The sequence below is a fragment of the Micromonospora sp. NPDC002575 genome, assembly GCF_042889525.1.
Lineage (GTDB): Bacteria > Actinomycetota > Actinomycetes > Mycobacteriales > Micromonosporaceae > Micromonospora > Micromonospora carbonacea.
In genome coordinates, this window is the sequence record NZ_JBIARA010000009.1 from 39127 (window position 1) to 54960 (window position 15834).

Consider the following 15834-nt stretch of genomic DNA (forward strand, 5'->3'; position numbering starts at 1 on the left):
GCGGGCCGCAGGTGGCCTAGCGTGGCGGTCATGGACCCTTCGGCGGTCTGGCGGGACAAGAGCCACCGGTGGCGGATCGAGGCGTACCGGGCACCGGACCTGCGCTTCGCCGTGTTCGCCACGAACGGCCCCACCGAGTCGGCCCCGCTGTGGCTGTTCGGGATGCCCGCCCTGGCCCGCTGGCTGATGGCCCACGCCATCTCCCTCGACGACCTGGAGACCGACTGACCGGCACCGCCCCGGTCGGGTGAAAAGTCTGGTTCGCCCCGCTGTGCTGCGGTGGGGCTCCGTACCGTGCGGAGGGTGAAGGACCGGGGAATGCGTACGGCCGTCGCGGTGCTCGCCGGCCTCGCGGTCATCTACTTCGGCAGCAGGGGCCGCAGCGCCGACGACGGCGGCGGCGTGTCCGGCGGCGTGGTGATCCTCGCGGTGCTGGCCGCCGCCCTGGCCTGGCACCTGACCAAGCCGAGCGACACCGCGGCCAAGTGACCCCCACCGCGCCCCGGCGGTGGTCTCAGCCGGCGGCGGCGCGGACGACCTCCCGCGCGCAGTCCTCGTCGAGGGCCACGCGGACCAGCGCCGAGGCGAGCCGCCCGAAGTCCGCCCCGTCGACCAGCCCGCCCAGCCCGCGCGGGTCGGCCGGCAGGCCCAGCAGCCCGGCGCCGGCCAGGGCACGCCGGTCGGCGTACGGGCGCACGTCCGGCCAGACCGCCTGCGCCTCACGCAGGAAGATGTCCGCACCGGTCGGGCCGATCCCGGGGAACTCGGTGAGCAGCCGCCGCAGCGCCGCCGGCGACCCGCCGGCCTCCCGGTGCAGGCGGCGCAGGTCGCCGTGCCAGCGGTCCAGGCACAGCCGCGCCCCGTCGCCGAGCATGGTGGCGGTCCGCTCGTCGTAGCGGCGGTAGTGCCCGCGGCCCAGCGCGTCGACGCGCGCCTGCCAAGTCGCCGCCTGCATCGCCTGGGGCGTGCGGTAGCCGGCGGCGTTCAACTCCCGGGCCGCCGCCACCGCCACGCCCGCCCGGATCCGGGTGCTCAGCAGCGTGGCCAGCACCAGCAGTTGGTACAGCGGGCCGGGCCGGTCGGCGAGCCGGATGCCGGCCTCCTGCGCGTAGGTGCGGCCCTGCTGCTCCAGCAGGATTCGCGCGGTCCTCCGATCGTCTGCCACGCCCCCGGGATACCCACCCCGCAGCCGCCCACCCGCGCGGGCACGGTGGGGTTGTGCACGCGGTTAGGAAGGGCCCCTTGTACAACAGAATGCGTTAACAAGGGGCCCTTCCTTGCGCCGCATGGGGGGTGCCGTGGCGGGTAGACCGCGCGTGGCGCGGCCCTCCGCCGCGCCGTCCACCGGAAGGGAGAATCCCGTGACGAACCCGCAGCAGCCGGAGCTGCGCCGCAACGGGCGCAACGACGCGGTGCAGGACGCCAAGGGCCCCGGCGCGTCCGGTCATCCCCGCCCCGGCGGCGCGTCGCAAGGCGACCGGGGCCGCACCGTCCCGCGTGGCCAGGTGTCGCCGTACGGGCCGGCGGGGGCGCAGGTCGCCGACGACGACAGCGACGACTAGCCTCGCCGCGAGGATGGTGGCCGCAGCCGGTTCCAGGTGGCTGCGGCGGCCATCCCGTACGCCAGGTGCGGCACGACGTCCGACAGCCAGTCCGTGCGGCTCCACCGGCGCGGGTCGGTCACCCCCAGCGCCGTCATCGACGTGTCGGAGGCGGCCATGACGCCGCCGCCGAGCAGCAGCACCGCCACCGGCAGGGGCGGTGTGCGGCGCGCGGCCAGCACGGCGAACGCGGCGCCGGCGGCGATGCCCAGCCCGTACCCGAGCAGGGGCCCGAGGCCCGCGCGGCGGTTGGCCGCCCGGTCCTCGGGTCCCAGGTCCACGTGCGCCAGCCCGGCCACGCGCCGGGCGCTCTCCTCGGGGGTGCTGCTCGCCGGTCGGGCGCGCAGCACCATGTCGACGTAGCTGACGACGTTGAGCGCGACGCTGCCGACCGCGCCGGCGACGGCGCCGTCGACCAGTGGCGTCCGGTTCACTTCGGGTCGCCCGGTTCGCGTTCGCCCTTGGGGCCGTACGTCCGTTCGCCCCGCACGACGCCGCGTTTTCCCCGGTCGTCCTGGAGGATCCGGTTGGCGACCCGGTTGGCCTCGGAGTCGGCGGCCCGTCCGGAGTTCTCGATCAGGTCGCGCAGCCGCGCCCGTTCCTTGTCGTACGCGTTGCTGCCCGGTCGTGGTCCTGGCATAGCCGCCTCCTCTGGTGGTGGGTGGGGCCGTTGGCGCAGGCCGTCTACCCGCCTGCGCCGCACCCAACCGTCCCCCGGCGGCCACCGCTGGCAGACCCGGCGGGCCGCCGGTCAGGCCGGTGCGCGCACCACGGCGACGGGGCAGTCGGCGCGGTGCAGCACGGCGTGGCTGACCGAGCCGAGGAGCAGGCCGGTGAACTCGCCGTGGCCGCGCCCGCCGACCACCAGCAGTTGGGCCTCGCGGGAGGCGTCGGTGAGCGCCGCGACGGGCCGCCTGCGGGCCACCACCGTCTCGACGGGCACCTGCGGCCAGCGGTCGCCGATCCCGGCGAGGGAGTCGGCCAGCACCCGCTGCTCCTCGCCGCGCAGCCGGTCCTCGTCGTACACGAGGGGCTGCATGTCGCCGGGCCCGGCGGAGGCGGGGTGCCGGTAGGCGTGCACCGCGCGCAGCGCGACGCCGCGCGCCGCCGCGGCCTCGGCGGCGAACTCCACGGCCGCCCGCGCCAGCCCGGAGCCGTCCACCCCGACCACGACCGGCCCGCCCGTGCGCGCCGCGCCGCGGGCCACGAGCACGGGACAGTCGGCGTACGCGGCGACCTGCACCGCCACGGAGCCGAGCACCAGCGCGGCGAACCCGCCCAGCCCTCGGTCGCCGACGACGACCAGCACGGCGGCAGGGGACTCGCCGACCAGCACGGCCGCCGCCTCCCCGTCGATGATCTCCCCGGTGACCCGGACGTCCGGCGCGGCCCGCCCGGCCTCGGCGACGGCGTCGGCCACGAGCTGTTCGGCCTGCTCGCGCAGTCCGGCGCCGGGCGGTGCGCCGGCCGCCGGGCCGAGCGGCACCCGCAGCAGCGGCCAGATGAAGCCGTGCACCACCCGCAGCGGCCGGTTCCGGCGGTCCGCCTCCGCCGCGGCGAGCCGGACGGCCCGCAGGGACGACGGCGAGCCGTCCACGCCGACCACCACCGCCGCGCCGCTGGCCGCGTTCACCGCCGTACCTCCTCCGCCGTGCGCCCGCGGTCAGTATCGCGGCCCGCCGGCCGTCGCCGAGGCGATACCGCCCAGGCCCGGAGGCCGATACGGTGACCGGACATCTCAGACAGGAGAGGGACGCCGATGGACGACGCCGCACAGCCCAGCACCGCCCGCATGATCGACTTCTGGCTCGGCGGGGAGCACCACTTCCCCGTCGACGTGGCGGCGGCCCGGGCCTTCGAGGGGGCGTACGGGCCGTGCGCCCCGCTGTTTGGCGACCTGCGGGCGTTCCTCGGCCGGGCCGTGCGGACGATCGCCGCCGCCGGGGTGGACGCCTTCCTGGTCTTCGGCGCGGGCGTGCCCACCCGGGGCAACGTGCACGAGGCGGCGCCGCAGGCGACGGTGCTCTACACCGACGTGGACCCGGTCACGGTCGGCATCGGGCAGCGGATCCTGGCCGGCAGCGACCGGGCCGGCTACGGTTTCGGCGACGCCACCGACCTCGCCACGATCGACCCGGCGCTGCTGCACCGGTTCGTGCCGGACTGGGGCCGCCGCCCGGTCGGGGTGGTCTTCCTCGGCCTCGCGGCGTTCCTCGACGACGTGACGCTGCGGCGCACCCTCGACGCGCTGTACGCGGCAACCGCCCCCGGCAGCTTCCTCGCCGTCGATTTCGACAGCATGGAGTTGGCCGCGTATCCGCAGGCCCTGGCGATGATGGGCCCGGCCTTCCGGATGCGCCCGCCCGCGGCGTTCGGCCCGCTTCTCGGCAGGTGGACGCCGACGCCGGAGGGCATCGTCCCGGTCGCCCGGTGGCGCCCCGACGGCCCGCCGGCGGACCTGCCGGACGCCTTCTACGGCGGGCTCGCCGTCCGACGCCCCGACTGAGCGGCGGCTCCCGCGACGTCCGGCCGGCACGGCCCGGTGACGCGCCGGCCGGCTTCGGGTGACCGTGCCCGCCGGCTGACCGGAGCCGTCCGTATGATGCTTGCCCTACAGCAAGAGTTGTCGGAGGGTGATCATGCCGGAGGCGTCCGGAACGGTGTCCCGCGCGCTGCGCGAGGCGCCGCCCGACCGGTTGGCGGAGGCCGCCGACCGGGCCATCCGCGCTGCTCTCGGCGCGTCCCGGACCGACGTGTTCGTCGCCGACTACCGCATCAGCGGCCTGTGGCCGGTGCTGGACCCCGACCTGCCCGACGCCGGGTTCCTCGCCTGCCACGGCGTGGCACAGCGCTGCTTCAGCAGCCAGCAACCGGTCCTCGACAGCGGGGACGACGGCCGCTGCCGGGTCTACCTGCCGCTGACGGTGTGGGGCGAGCGCCTCGGCGTGCTCCTGGTCGAGCTGCCGGCCGCCCCGGCCGCGTCGACAGTGGAGGTCGCCCGGGACATCGCCGGCGAGCTGGCGCTGGCGTTGCGCGCAGCCGACCGGGGGACCGACCGCTACCGCCGGGCCCGCCGCCGCGAGCGGCTGAGCATGGCCGCCGAGATGCAGTGGGACCTGCTGCCGGGCCGCAGCGTCACGCACGGCGCGTTCCTGCTGGCCGGGCAGCTGGAGCCGGCGTACACCGTGGGCGGCGACCACTTCGACTGGTCGGTCGACGGCGACCGACTCGCGTTGACCGTGCTCAACGGCGCGGGCACCGGCCTGTCGGCGTCGCTGCTGACGGCGGTGGCGGTCAACGCGATGCGCAACGCCCGCCGCTCCGGCGGCGGCCTGGTCGAGCAGGCCGAACTGGCCTCGGACACCGTCTTCTTCCAGCACCGCGGCGAGCGGCACGTGGCGACGCTGCTGCTGGAACTGGACGCCACCGACGGCCGGGTGCGGGCGGTGGACGCGGGCTCGCCCCACGTGCTGCGGCTGCGGGGCGGCTCGGTGCAGCGGGTGCCGCTGGAGCAGCAACTGCCGCTGGGCATGTTCGCCGAGACCCGCTACGAGGTGCAGGAGTTCACCGTCGAACCGGGCGACCGGCTCTTCGTGGTCAGCGACGGCGTGTACGCGGCGGCGCCGGGCGGCGGCGAACCGTACGGCGAGCGCGCCATGGCGCGCTCGATGCGCGCGACGCGCTTGCAGCCGGCGACCGAGGCAGTTGGTACGGTGATGCGCGGGCTGCAGTCCTACCACGCCGACGCCGATCTGCGCGACGACGCGGTGGTCGTCTGCCTCGACTGGCGCGGCCGGGCCGGCGGCCCGGGCGGCGGGGCGCGGTGACGGGGCAGCAGCGGGACACGGACATCGCAGGGGACGTCGGGTGGAGCAACCGGATCTCGCCGCGGCGATCGACGCCGCCGCCGAGGCGCTCGTGCGCGTGCTCGACCCCACGGGCTCCCGCCACCAGATGACCGTGTCGCCCACGCAGTTGCGGGTGCTGTCGCTGATCAGCGCCCGCCCCCGCACCAACGTCAACCGCCTCGCCGAGCTGCTCGACGTGGTGCCGTCGTCGGCGAGCCGGCTGTGCGACCGGCTGGAGGCGATCGGGCTGTTGCGCCGGGTGGCCGACCCGCGGGACCGGCGGGAGGTGCGGCTGGTGCCCACGGCGGCGGCCGAGGCGCTGCTGCGGGAGCTCACCGAGCGCCGGCACCGGGCGGTCCGCGCGGTGCTGGAGCGGATGCCGTCGCGCACCCAGCACGAGCTGCTGTTGTCGCTGCTGGCGTTCGGCCAGGCGGCGGCTCCGGCCCCGGCGGCGGCCCAGTCGGAGCCGGGCGCCCGGACCGCCTGACCGCGCCCCGGCCGCCCCCGACGACCGACGCGACGTGAGCTGAGCCACAGTGGCAGGGCCACCCCGGCGAGGCGAGCGCGGGCCACCGGGAGCCGGAGCCAGGCCCGATATAGTGGCAGCGCAACTCACCGGCCCCCGATCCTGCGATCGGGGGCCGCACCAGGGGAGGTCCCAGCCCGGGATCCGAAGGCGCCGGCGGCGGCCGGCCCGGCAACGCGCACGTCCCTCCGCAGCGTCCGCTCCGGACGCCGGACCGTGCTGCGGAGGGAGGTTCGGTGTCGCGTCGGCCGGCGGGGGCCCCGTCCCCGGATGAGACCCGCGGCCCGGGCGCCGCGCCGACCGGGGACCGCGTCCTCACCCTGCCCAACCTGATCAGCTTCGTCCGGCTGCTCGGCGTGCCGCTCTTCCTCTATCTGCTGCTGGTCGCCCACGCCGACGTGGCCGCGGTGGTGGTCCTGGCGCTCGGCGGCACCACGGACTGGGTCGACGGCTGGATCGCCCGCCGGCTGCGGCAGGTCAGCCGGCTGGGCGAGCTGCTGGACCCGCTGGCCGACCGGCTCTACATCCTGGCGACCCTGCTGGCGTTCACCGCGCGCGAGGTGGTGCCGTGGCAGTTCACCGTGGCGCTGCTGGCCCGGGAGCTGCTGCTGCTGGCCTCGCTGGGGGTGCTGCGCCGGCACGGGTACGGTCCGCCGCCGGTGCACTACGTCGGCAAGACCGCCACGTTCCTGCTGCTGGCCGCCTTCCCGGTGCTGCTGCTGGCGCACGCCACGTCGGCGGCCACGGCGACGGTGGCCGCAGCGGTCGGCTGGGGGCTGGCCTGGTGGGGGCTGGTGCTGTACTGGGCGGCCGGCGCGCTCTACGTGGTGCAGGCGGCGCGGCTGGTGCGGGCGGTGCGCTCCCCGGCGACGGGGGCGGCGGCGTGACGGGCCCGCAACGGCGGCCCGACGCCGCGGAGGGCGCCGGCCCGGCGGCCCGGGTGTACGCGCCGGACTTCCTGACCGAACTGTTCCGCAACCCGCTCGACCCCGGGTACGCCGACGCGGCGGCCCGCCGCCGGCAGACGCCGCCGTCGGGGTGGCGCAGCCGGTCGGCGCGGACGGTCAGCCTGGCGGTGGTCGTGGCGTTGGGGTTCCTGTTCGCGGTGGCGTACCGGCAGACGATGGCGGAGGAGCCGGGGCGCAGCAAGGCGCGGGCGGACCTGGTCGCGCAGATCAAGGAGCGCGAGGCGGAGACCGACGAGATGGCGGCGCGGGCCGACCGGCTGCGGGAGGAGGTCGGCCGGCAGCGGGACGCGGCGCTCAGCGGCTCGCAGGCGTCGCGGTTGCGGCGGCTGGAGGCGGGCACCGGCCTGGGGCGGGTGCGCGGTGACGGCGTGGTGGTGCGCCTGGCGGACGCCCCGCCGAAGGACGACGGGGCGGTGACCGGTTCCGAGGGCGGGCCGCCGCGGGTGCTGTACACGGACCTGCAGAAGGTGGCCAACGACCTGTGGGCGGCGGGCGCGGAGGCGGTGGCGATCAACGGCCAGCGGCTGACGGCGACGTCGACGATCCGGTCGGCGGGCGCGGCGATCCTGGTGGACTTCCGGCCGGTGACGGGGCCGTACGAGGTGTCGGCGATCGGGCCGGGCGCGTTGCGGGACCGGTTCGACGACAGCCGGGCCGCGTTCCTGATGCGGGAGCTGGTGACCTCGGTGGGGCTGTCGTTCCAGGTCCGGGAGGTGGAGGACCTCACCCTGCCGGCGGCGCCGGAGCCACGGCTACGCTACGCCGAGCCTTCGGTCAGTCCGAGTCCGTCCGTGTCGGGTTCGGGTGTCGAGGGGTCGTCCGGTCCTGAGCCGTCCGGTTCTGTTTCGTCTCCCAGTCCTTCCGGAGGTGGCCGATGATCGCGGTGCTGGCGTTGCTCGCCGGGGTGGTGCTCGGGGTGTACCTCGATCCCACGGTTCCCGCGGCGTTGCAGCCGTATCTGCCGATCGCGGTGGTGGCGGCGCTGGACGCGGTGTTCGGCGGGGTGCGGGCGAAGTTGGACCGGATCTTCGACGACAAGCAGTTCGTGGTGTCGTTCATCTCGAACGTGCTGGTGGCGGGTCTGATCGTGTATCTGGGCGACCAGCTGGGCGTGGGCGGGCAGTTGTCCACCGGTGTGGTGGTGGTGCTCGGGGTGCGGATCTTCGGCAACGTGGCGGCGATCCGTCGCCACCTGTTCCGGGCGTAGGCTCAGAGGCGATGAGCGAGGAGCAGTCCGACACGGGCACGGGGTGGCCGCAGCCGGCGGTTCCGGGCCGGTCCACGGGGCCGGACCCGCGGCCGGGCGCGCCGGATTCCGACGAGACGTCGCCGCTTTCGCCGCAGGGCGAGCCGCCGGGCCGGGAGTCGCCGCCGCCGGACGAGCAGCGGGATGCCGGCGACGCGATGACGGTGGACCTGTCGTCGGTGACCCCTTCGGCCGGCGCGACGCAGGCCCCGCCGGCGGGGCCTGCCGCGGTGGCGCGCCGGTTCACGTCGGCCGGGGCGATGATCGCGTTGTTGCTGGGCCTGCTGGGGTTCACCCTCGTGGTGCAGTTGCGCACGACGTCGACGGATCCGACGTCGGCGGCGACGCGGCAGGAGGACCTGGTGCGGATCTTCTCGGATCTGGATTCGCGGGAGAAGCGGCTGCGCCAGGACATCGAGGCGCTGGAGGAGAGCCAGCGGCAGTTGCGCTCGGGTGAGCAGGGCCGGCAGGCGGCGTTGCAAGAGGCGACGCGGCGGGCCGACGAGCTGGGCATCCTGGCGGGGACGCTGCCAGCGCGGGGGCCGGGGTTGAGCGTCCGCTTCGAGGCCGGGGCGAAGCCGATCTCGGCGTACCGGGTGCTGGACGCGGTGCAGGAGCTGCGGGGCGCGGGCGCGGAGGCGATGCAGATCGCCGGCGGCGACGGCGCGGCGGTGCGGATCATCGCGTCGACGTACTTCCTGGACGGCTCGGGCGGGGATCTGGTGGTCGACGGACGACGGTTGTCGGGTCCGTTCACGATCACGGTGATCGGTGATCCGACGACGATGGCGACGGCGTTGAAGATTCCGGGCGGGGTGGCCGCGTCGGTCGCCGGTGACGGCGGTAACGTGATCGTCGAGGATCGTGAGGTGGCCGACGTGTCGGCGCTGCACGCGCCCGTGAAGTTGGAGCACGCCCGTCCGGTCTCCTGACCGGTGCGGCCCGCGCCGGTCCGCCGGCGCACCCGAGGTCGGTACGACGGTGAAGGACGCGTCTGGTGATTCCCGAGGATCTGCGGTATACCGCCGAGCACGAGTGGGTGGCGGGTGACGGTTCGGGCGCGGTCCGGGTCGGCATCACGCACTTCGCACAGGACGCGCTGGGTGACATCGTCTACGTCCAGTTGCCCGAGGAGGGCGCGGAGGTGGCCGCGGGCGACTCGTTGGGTGAGATCGAGTCGACCAAGAGCGTGTCCGAGATCTACGCCCCGGTGAGCGGGGTCGTGGCGGCGCGGAACGAGGCGTTGGTGGACACTCCGGAGGTGATCAACTCTGATCCGTACGGTGCGGGTTGGCTGGTGGAGATCACGCCGGGTGATCCGGCGGCGGTGGACGGGCTGCTGACCGCCGGGGCTTACCGCGAGCTCACCGAGAGCTGAGTGCCCGTTGGGCGTGTGGTGTTCGTGCCGCGCGTCCGGTTGCCCTGCATTTCGGCGCTGGCTAGGCTCGCCCAGTCGACCGAGAACCCATAAGTTGAGCGTTGCGGAATTGCCTTTCCGGGCACGGGGAGCCAGCCGCCGGGTGTGCTGCCCGGCGGCCAGACCCGAATCACCCGACGCCGACGCGAAACAGATCCGTGAGGTGGTCCCATGACGCGGCCAGACGACGAGTTCCCCCCGCTCGACGTCACTTCGACGCTCAATCTCGGTTCGCTCGACGAAGTGCTGGAGGGGCCGGACACCGATGTGGTGCCGAGCCGGATGTCCGGTTCGTTGCCGCCGGGTATGGCGCTGCTGGTGGTTCGTCGGGGTCCGAACGCGGGCGCCCGGTTCCTGCTGGATCACGACGTGACGACGAGCGGCCGGCATCCGGACAGTGACATCTTCCTGGACGATGTGACCGTGTCGCGCCGACACGCGGAGTTCCACCGCGACGGCGGGACGTTCACGGTGCGGGACGTGGGCAGCCTGAACGGCACCTACGTCAACCGGGAGCGGGTCGAGGCGGCCACGTTGAGCAACGGCGACGAGGTGCAGATCGGCAAGTTCCGGGTGGTGTTCATCGCCGGTCCGCGCCCGGAGGAGGAGGCCGGCCGGGGGTGAACGAGCCTGCGGCTTCGACGCCGCCCGGGGCGGCCCGCGCGCAACCGCTGATGAGCATCGGCGAGGTGCTGGGGCAGTTGCGGGTGGAGTTTCCCGACGTCACGATCTCGAAGTTGCGGTTCCTGGAGGCCGAGGGCCTCGTCGAGCCGCAGCGCACCGCTGCGGGCTACCGGAAGTACAGCTGGGACGACGTGGCGCGGTTGCGGTTCGTGCTGACCGCGCAGCGGGACCAGTACCTGCCGTTGCGGGTGATCCGTGAACAGTTGGCGCAGTGGGACGCGGCGGACGGGCCGGCGCCGTCCCGGCCGACGCTGGTGGCGGTGGGCCCGGGCGGTGAGGTGCCCGGTCGTTCCGGCGCGCCGGATCAGCCGGCGGATTCCGCCCAGGTGCGGTTGGGTCGGTCCGACCTGGTCGCCCGCAGCGGGATCGACGAGTCGACGTTGGGCGAGTTGGAGCGGCTCGGGGTGTTGGTGTCCGATCCGCCGGGCTGGTACGACGGGGACGCGTTGATCATCGCGCGGGCGGTGGCGGGTCTGGCGGCGTACGGGCTGGAGCCCCGGCACCTGCGGGGTTACCGGACGGCGGCGGACCGGGAGGTGGGATTGTTCGCGCAGTTGGTGGCGCCGTTGGTGCGGCAGAGCGATCCGGCGGCGCGGGCGCGGGCGGCGGAGACGGCTCGGGAGTTGGTGGCGTTGTCCCAGCAGTTGCACGCGGCGTTGGTGCGGGTGGGGCTGCGTTCGACGTTGGGCCGGTGATCGTGGTGTACGCGCGGCCTGGGCGTTGGCCCGGGCCGCGCGGCGTTGGCGGGTGCGGTGGGCGGGGTCGGCTTCCGGGGGCGTGTCGTAGGCTTGCCGGGGTAACCCTTCTCTGGCGCGGGGCGTGCGGGTAGCGCATGGGATGTGCGTGTCGCGGCCCGTGTACCGTGCAGGGAAGGTCGCGGTACGGGCGTAGGTGACAACGACACGGAGGCGGCGGTGCGCGAGCTGAGCGTGGTCGGGGTTCGGGTGGAGCTGCCCAGCAACCAGCCGATCGTCCTGCTGCGGGAGGTCGAGGGGGATCGCTACCTGCCGATCTGGATCGGCGCGGTGGAGGCGACGGCGATCGCGTACGAGCAGCAGGGCGTCAAGCCGGCCCGGCCGTTGACGCACGACCTGCTGCGGGACGTGTTGGCGGCGTTGCAGGCGCCGCTGCGGGCGGTGGAGATCACCGAGTTGAAGGAGAACGTCTTCTACGCCGACCTGTTGATCGGTGACGACGGGGTGCGGGTGTCGGCGCGGCCGAGTGATTCGATCGCGTTGGCGTTGCGGGTCGGCGCGCCGATTCGTTGTGCCGAGCAGGTCCTCTCCGAGGCGGGGATCGTGATCCCGGACGAGCAGGAGGACGAGGTGGAGAAGTTCCGCGAGTTCCTGGAGCAGGTGCGTCCGGAGGACTTCGCGGGCTGACCGTGTTTCCCGGCCCCTCCGGAAGTGGTCACTGTGGGTGATCTGCCGGGGGTGTCGGTGATCTTTGCCGTGGCTGCGCGGCGTGTCGCGACCGTTCCTGCGCGGTAACTCTTCAAGGGCGCTATAGGGTTGCCGTGTCGAGGGGTGCACGTCCCGGATGCGACGTGTCACCGCACTGGCGGGGAGGTTGGTCCGGATGCACGAGCCGCGAGATCCCGAGCCTGGCACGCAAGCGCAGGAGACGGGTGTGGTGCCGGCGGGGCCGGCGACTGAGGGTGACGGTGCGGTGGGCTACCGGGGTGTGACCGCGTGCCACGCGGTGGGCATCACCTACCGGCAGCTGGACTACTGGGCGCGCACGACGCTGGTGGTGCCGAGCGTGCGGGACGCGTCCGGGTCGGGGACGTCCCGGTTGTACTCGTTCCGCGACCTGGTGGTGTTGAAGGTCGTGAAGCGTCTGCTGGACGCCGGGGTGTCGTTGCAGAACATCCGCAAGGCGATCGAGGCGCTGCGCTCGCGCGGGGTGGCCGACCTGGCGGGGATCACGCTGATCTCGGACGGCACGACGGTGTACGAGTGCCGGTCGCCGGAGGAGGTGGTCGACCTGTTGCAGGGCGGCCAGGGCGTGTTCGGCATCGCCATCGGTGGCGCGTTCAAGGAGATCGAGGGGTCGTTGTCGCACCTTCCGGCGGAGCCGGCCGAGCCGGCGGCGGACGCCGCGGGCGACGATGCGGTGCAGGACGAGTTGGCGGCGCGCCGGGCGCGCCGCCGGGCGGGCTGAGCCCGCCGCACCGGCAGCCGGCAATATGGTCGGGCGCTGTCCCGAGTGGTCCGCTTTGGTGCGGGAGCGCCGTGTGTGTGCGGTCCCGGGACGGGTCGGGACGGTTGACAGCTTTTGCGTTGCCAGGAATCCTATGTGGCGGCGTTCGCGGCGTGCCGCGGTCGGTCACCGTCGGTGAGCGCGATGGCGAGCCGCAGGCCGGTGGACGGGACGCCGCAGGGTGCGGCGACGGCGTCGCCCGACGATCGGATTTGAACCGAAGTGCAGACTGACAGGCAAGCCGGCGTGACCCTGGTGGACGTCGGCAGACGGGCCGCGGGCGGGTCCGGGTGCCCCGTGGCGCACGCGCCGTTGTCGTTGCCGCCGCCCGTGCCCGCGGCTGACGTGCTGGCGGAAGCGGTGGAGTTCCTGCACCTGTTCCACGCGGAGCGGCGGCTGCCGGGAGTGGCCGCGCGGATCGCGCAGGTGCGGGAGGAGATCGCCGTGACCGGCACGTACCGGCACACCCCGGAGGAGCTGACGCACGGCGCGAAGGTGGCGTGGCGGCAGTCGGTGCGCTGTGTGGGCCGGGTGCGGTGGGCCGGTCTGCGGGTGCGTGACCGCCGGGACGTGACGACGGTGGCGGGGATCGCGCAGGAGCTGGCGCGGCACCTGGCGGCGGCGGACAACGGCGGCCGGATCCAGTCGGTGATGACGGTGTTCGCGCCGGACCGGCCGGGGGTGGGACCACGGGCGCGGATCTGGAACGACCAGTTGATCCGCTACTGCGGTCACCGGTGCGCCGACGGGTCGGTGCTGGGCGATCCCGCCCAGGTGCCCATGACGGACGCGGCGCTGGCCCTGGGGTGGCGGCCACCGCCGGCGCCGGGCCGGTTCGACCTGTTGCCGTGGGTGATCGAGACGGCGTACGAGGATCCGACGCTGGTGCGGGTGCCCCGGGACCTGGTGCGGGAGGTCGCGCTGACGCATCCGGCGTATCCGTGGTTCGCGGGGTTGCGGCTGCGGTGGCACGCGTTGCCGGTGATCAGCAACATGCGGTTGCGCGTCGGCGGGGTCGACTACAGCTGCGCGCCGTTCAACGGCCACTACCTCAGCGACGAGATCGGCACCCGTAACATGGGCGACCGGGACCGGTACGACCAGTTGCTGCCGGTGGCCCGGGGCCTGGGGTTGGACACGTCACGGGAGGACACGCTGTGGCGGGAACACGCCGCGCTGGTGATCAACCAGGCGGTGTTGCACTCGTTCCGCCTGGCGGGGGTGCGGGTGTCGGATCCGCACACCGAGTCGGAGTTGTTCATGCGGTTCTGCGCGCAGGAGGAGCGGGCGGGACGGCCCGTGCACGGTGACTGGTCGTGGCTCAACGGCAGCGTCGGGTGGGCGGCTCTGCACGCCGTGCACCACCGCTACTACGACCCGGGGGTGCCGAACCCGAACCTGTGGCCGGCGCCGCGGGCGTACGGATCGGCCGGCGCGCCGGAGGCGACCCTGCGGGAGCGTCACGACGCGGCCCGCCGGCGGGAGGACTGAGAATGGACGTCGCGGCGTTACGGCAGAGTTGGGCGCAGTTGCAGGTGGCCGGCCCGGAGGCGGCGAAGTACTTCTACGCGACGCTGTTCACGATCGCGCCGGAGGTGCGGTCGATGTTCCCGACCAACATGCGCTACCAGGAGGACAAGCTGCTGGCGGCGTTGGGACACATCGTGAGTCACGTCGACGACGAGCGGGAGCTGGCCGGTTTCGCGCGGCGGCTGGGCGCCGACCACCGCCGGTTCCGGGGCGAGGACCGGCAGGGCCGGACGGTGCCGCTGGGCCAGGGGCACTACCGCTGGGTGGGCCAGGCGTTGCTGGCGACGTTGGAACGGTTCCTCGGGCCGCAGTGGACGCCGGAGTTGCGGGCGGACTGGGCGACGGCGTACGAGGTGGTGTCGGGGTTGATGCTGGCCGGCGCGGCGGACGCGGAACGGTCGTCGCCGCCGGCGTGGGAAGCCCAGGTCCTCGCGGTGCAGCGACGCCGCGCGGACCTGTGCGTGTTCACGGTGCGCCCCAACTATCTGTGCGAATACCTGCCGGGGCAGTCGCTGCCGGTGCAGGTGCCGCAGTTGCGGCTGTGGCGGTACCTGTCACCGGCCAACGCGCCGCGCCCCGACGGCACGATCGAGTTCCACGTGCGCGCGGTGGGCCGCTTCTCGACGCACCTGGTGCGCCGCCTGCGGGTGGGCGACCAGGTGCTGCTCGGCTCGCCGACGGGCACCGCGCTCGCGGCGTACGATCGGTCGCCGCAGCTGCCGTTGCTGCTGGTGGCCGGGGGGACGGGGCTGGCGCCGTTGCGGGCGGTGGTGGAGGCGTTGCGGGCGGGCCCGGGGCGGCCCACGACGCTGGTGGTGGGCGGCCGGACCCCGGAGGACCTCTACGACGACGCGACCGTGCGGGAGCTGGCGGGCGCGACGGGTTGGCTGCGGTACGTGCCGACGGTGCAGACGGGCTGGGGATGGTCGGGGGCCGTGGGAACGGCCGGCGACACGGCGGTGCGTTTGGGGCCGTGGGAGGAGGCCGACGTGCTGGTGTGCGGCAGCCCGGAGATGACCCGTGAGACGATCGGGGCGCTGCTCGGATCGGGGGTGGCCCCGCACCGGATCCTGGCCGAGTCCTACGATCATCGCCTGTATCCGCCGCTGGCGGGTGGGGCCGCCGCGGTGGCGGTGCGGGACTTCAGCGCGACGGGGGTCCGATGAGCGTCGACGCGGGTGACCACGGCGGCACGGCCAGGGTGGTGGGCACGTTGGCGGCCCGCCGGTTCCGTGGGGGTGACTGGCTGCCGGTCGACCAGGTCGCCGACGTGGCCCGGTCGGCCGACGAGCGGATCGGGTTGCTGCACGGCGAGCTGGAGCGGCTGCGGCGGGAGAACGAGGCGCTGGTGCGGCAGGTGGAGATGCTGCGGCACGGCGCCCTGCCGAGCGCGGCCCCGCAGGGCCCGGACCCGATGGTGATCGAGTTGGCGGTGCGGGCGCAGGAGGAGGCGAACCGCACGATCGAGGACGCCGGCGCGGAAAGCGCGGAGATCATCGCGGACGCGCGGCGGCAGGCCGAGGAGATCGTCGCCGAGGCGCACCGGCGGGCGGGCGCAATGCTCGGCACCCGCCCGGACCCGGCGGATTCCCGCGCCGAGGAGCTGCGGCTGCTGGGGCGGGTGCGCGAGCTGGAGGGCCGGCAGGCGGCGCTGGCGGCGGCGGCGCAGCAGCAACTGGGCCGGTGGCAGGCGTACCTGGCGGGGCAGGCGGAGCAGGTGCGGGCACAGGCGGAGCAGGCCGCCGAGGCCGACCGGCAGTTGCGTCAGGTCCTCGGCGGGTAACCCGACGCCGCCGCGGGCGAGCAGCGTCA

General features: G+C 74.5%; 22 protein-coding genes. 18 read left to right on the forward strand and 4 right to left on the reverse strand.

Annotated elements, in window-relative coordinates; translation table 11 throughout:
- The first annotated feature begins 30 nt into the window (after positions 1 to 30).
- A complete protein-coding gene (locus ACFYWL_RS15545; protein WP_386972701.1) occupies positions 31 to 228 on the forward strand; it encodes a hypothetical protein in 198 nt (65 codons plus the stop codon).
- 75 nt (positions 229 to 303) lie between these two features.
- Positions 304 to 489 carry a hypothetical protein gene (locus tag ACFYWL_RS15550; RefSeq protein ID WP_386973266.1) on the forward strand — a complete coding sequence of 62 codons (186 nt, stop codon included), beginning with the start codon at positions 304 to 306 and terminating at the stop codon, positions 487 to 489.
- Positions 490 to 514: 25 nt separating this feature from the next.
- On the opposite strand, the gene ACFYWL_RS15555 is transcribed toward ACFYWL_RS15550, so the two are convergent.
- Positions 515 to 1165 carry a hypothetical protein gene (locus tag ACFYWL_RS15555; RefSeq protein WP_386972703.1) on the reverse strand — a complete coding sequence of 217 codons (651 nt, stop codon included), beginning with the start codon at positions 1163 to 1165 and terminating at the stop codon, positions 515 to 517.
- 196 nt (positions 1166 to 1361) lie between these two features.
- Between ACFYWL_RS15555 and ACFYWL_RS15560 the strand changes: the two genes are divergently transcribed.
- On the forward strand, positions 1362 to 1562 hold the full coding sequence (locus ACFYWL_RS15560) for a hypothetical protein (RefSeq protein ID WP_386972705.1): 201 nt from the start codon (positions 1362 to 1364) through the stop codon (positions 1560 to 1562).
- Here ACFYWL_RS15560 and ACFYWL_RS15565 read toward each other — a convergent pair.
- From ACFYWL_RS15565 to ACFYWL_RS15575, 3 genes are all read right to left on the reverse strand, one after another.
- Positions 1559 to 2035, reverse strand: a complete 477-nt coding sequence (locus tag ACFYWL_RS15565) for a hypothetical protein (RefSeq protein ID WP_386972708.1) — start codon at positions 2033 to 2035, stop codon at positions 1559 to 1561. The genes ACFYWL_RS15560 and ACFYWL_RS15565 overlap by 4 nt on opposite strands.
- Complete coding sequence (locus tag ACFYWL_RS15570) at positions 2032 to 2241, reverse strand: phosphatidylethanolamine-binding protein (RefSeq protein ID WP_386972709.1); 210 nt, start codon at positions 2239 to 2241, stop codon at positions 2032 to 2034. The genes ACFYWL_RS15565 and ACFYWL_RS15570 overlap by 4 nt, the downstream gene beginning before the upstream one ends.
- Before the next feature lie 111 nt (positions 2242 to 2352).
- A complete protein-coding gene (locus ACFYWL_RS15575; protein WP_386972712.1) occupies positions 2353 to 3234 on the reverse strand; it encodes a universal stress protein in 882 nt (293 codons plus the stop codon).
- A 126-nt stretch (positions 3235 to 3360) separates the two neighbouring features.
- On the opposite strand from ACFYWL_RS15575, the gene ACFYWL_RS15580 reads away from it, so the two are divergent.
- The 15 genes from ACFYWL_RS15580 (at position 3361) to ACFYWL_RS15650 (ending at position 15805) form a co-directional block, all read left to right on the forward strand.
- Positions 3361 to 4107, forward strand: a complete 747-nt coding sequence (locus ACFYWL_RS15580) for an SAM-dependent methyltransferase (RefSeq protein ID WP_386972714.1) — start codon at positions 3361 to 3363, stop codon at positions 4105 to 4107.
- A gap of 133 nt (positions 4108 to 4240) precedes the next feature.
- Positions 4241 to 5428, forward strand: a complete 1188-nt coding sequence (locus ACFYWL_RS15585; protein WP_386972717.1) for a PP2C family protein-serine/threonine phosphatase — start codon at positions 4241 to 4243, stop codon at positions 5426 to 5428.
- A 40-nt stretch (positions 5429 to 5468) separates the two neighbouring features.
- On the forward strand, positions 5469 to 5936 hold the full coding sequence (locus ACFYWL_RS15590; RefSeq protein ID WP_386972720.1) for a MarR family transcriptional regulator: 468 nt from the start codon (positions 5469 to 5471) through the stop codon (positions 5934 to 5936).
- Positions 5937 to 6211: 275 nt separating this feature from the next.
- Entirely contained in the window at positions 6212 to 6862 is a 651-nt protein-coding gene (locus ACFYWL_RS15595; protein ID WP_386972722.1) for a CDP-alcohol phosphatidyltransferase family protein, read from the forward strand.
- A complete protein-coding gene (locus ACFYWL_RS15600; RefSeq protein ID WP_386972725.1) occupies positions 6859 to 7821 on the forward strand; it encodes a DUF881 domain-containing protein in 963 nt (320 codons plus the stop codon). Before ACFYWL_RS15595 ends, ACFYWL_RS15600 begins: the two co-directional genes overlap by 4 nt.
- Positions 7818 to 8150, forward strand: a complete 333-nt coding sequence (locus ACFYWL_RS15605; protein ID WP_007071104.1) for a small basic family protein — start codon at positions 7818 to 7820, stop codon at positions 8148 to 8150. The genes ACFYWL_RS15600 and ACFYWL_RS15605 overlap by 4 nt, the downstream gene beginning before the upstream one ends.
- Before the next feature lie 11 nt (positions 8151 to 8161).
- The gene (locus ACFYWL_RS15610) at positions 8162 to 9121 is read left to right on the forward strand and encodes a DUF881 domain-containing protein (protein ID WP_386972726.1); all 960 of its coding nucleotides are present in this window, start codon (positions 8162 to 8164) and stop codon (positions 9119 to 9121) included.
- Positions 9122 to 9186: 65 nt separating this feature from the next.
- Entirely contained in the window at positions 9187 to 9567 is a 381-nt protein-coding gene (gene gcvH, locus ACFYWL_RS15615) for a glycine cleavage system protein GcvH (RefSeq protein WP_386972728.1), read from the forward strand.
- A gap of 210 nt (positions 9568 to 9777) precedes the next feature.
- Positions 9778 to 10230 (forward strand): FHA domain-containing protein, encoded by a 453-nt coding sequence (locus ACFYWL_RS15620; RefSeq protein WP_007071101.1) that lies wholly within the window; start codon positions 9778 to 9780, stop codon positions 10228 to 10230.
- 50 nt (positions 10231 to 10280) lie between these two features.
- Complete coding sequence (locus ACFYWL_RS15625) at positions 10281 to 10985, forward strand: MerR family transcriptional regulator (protein ID WP_386973218.1); 705 nt, start codon at positions 10281 to 10283, stop codon at positions 10983 to 10985.
- A 219-nt stretch (positions 10986 to 11204) separates the two neighbouring features.
- The gene (locus tag ACFYWL_RS15630) at positions 11205 to 11672 is read left to right on the forward strand and encodes a bifunctional nuclease family protein (RefSeq protein WP_043969119.1); all 468 of its coding nucleotides are present in this window, start codon (positions 11205 to 11207) and stop codon (positions 11670 to 11672) included.
- 196 nt (positions 11673 to 11868) lie between these two features.
- A complete protein-coding gene (locus ACFYWL_RS15635; RefSeq protein WP_386972731.1) occupies positions 11869 to 12453 on the forward strand; it encodes a MerR family transcriptional regulator in 585 nt (194 codons plus the stop codon).
- Between the two features lie 336 nt (positions 12454 to 12789).
- Positions 12790 to 13983 carry a nitric oxide synthase oxygenase gene (locus ACFYWL_RS15640; RefSeq protein ID WP_386972733.1) on the forward strand — a complete coding sequence of 398 codons (1194 nt, stop codon included), beginning with the start codon at positions 12790 to 12792 and terminating at the stop codon, positions 13981 to 13983.
- 2 nt (positions 13984 to 13985) lie between these two features.
- Positions 13986 to 15188 (forward strand): globin domain-containing protein, encoded by a 1203-nt coding sequence (locus tag ACFYWL_RS15645; protein ID WP_386972736.1) that lies wholly within the window; start codon positions 13986 to 13988, stop codon positions 15186 to 15188.
- Complete coding sequence (locus ACFYWL_RS15650; RefSeq protein WP_386972738.1) at positions 15185 to 15805, forward strand: DivIVA domain-containing protein; 621 nt, start codon at positions 15185 to 15187, stop codon at positions 15803 to 15805. The genes ACFYWL_RS15645 and ACFYWL_RS15650 overlap by 4 nt, the downstream gene beginning before the upstream one ends.
- Positions 15806 to 15834 lie beyond the last annotated feature (29 nt).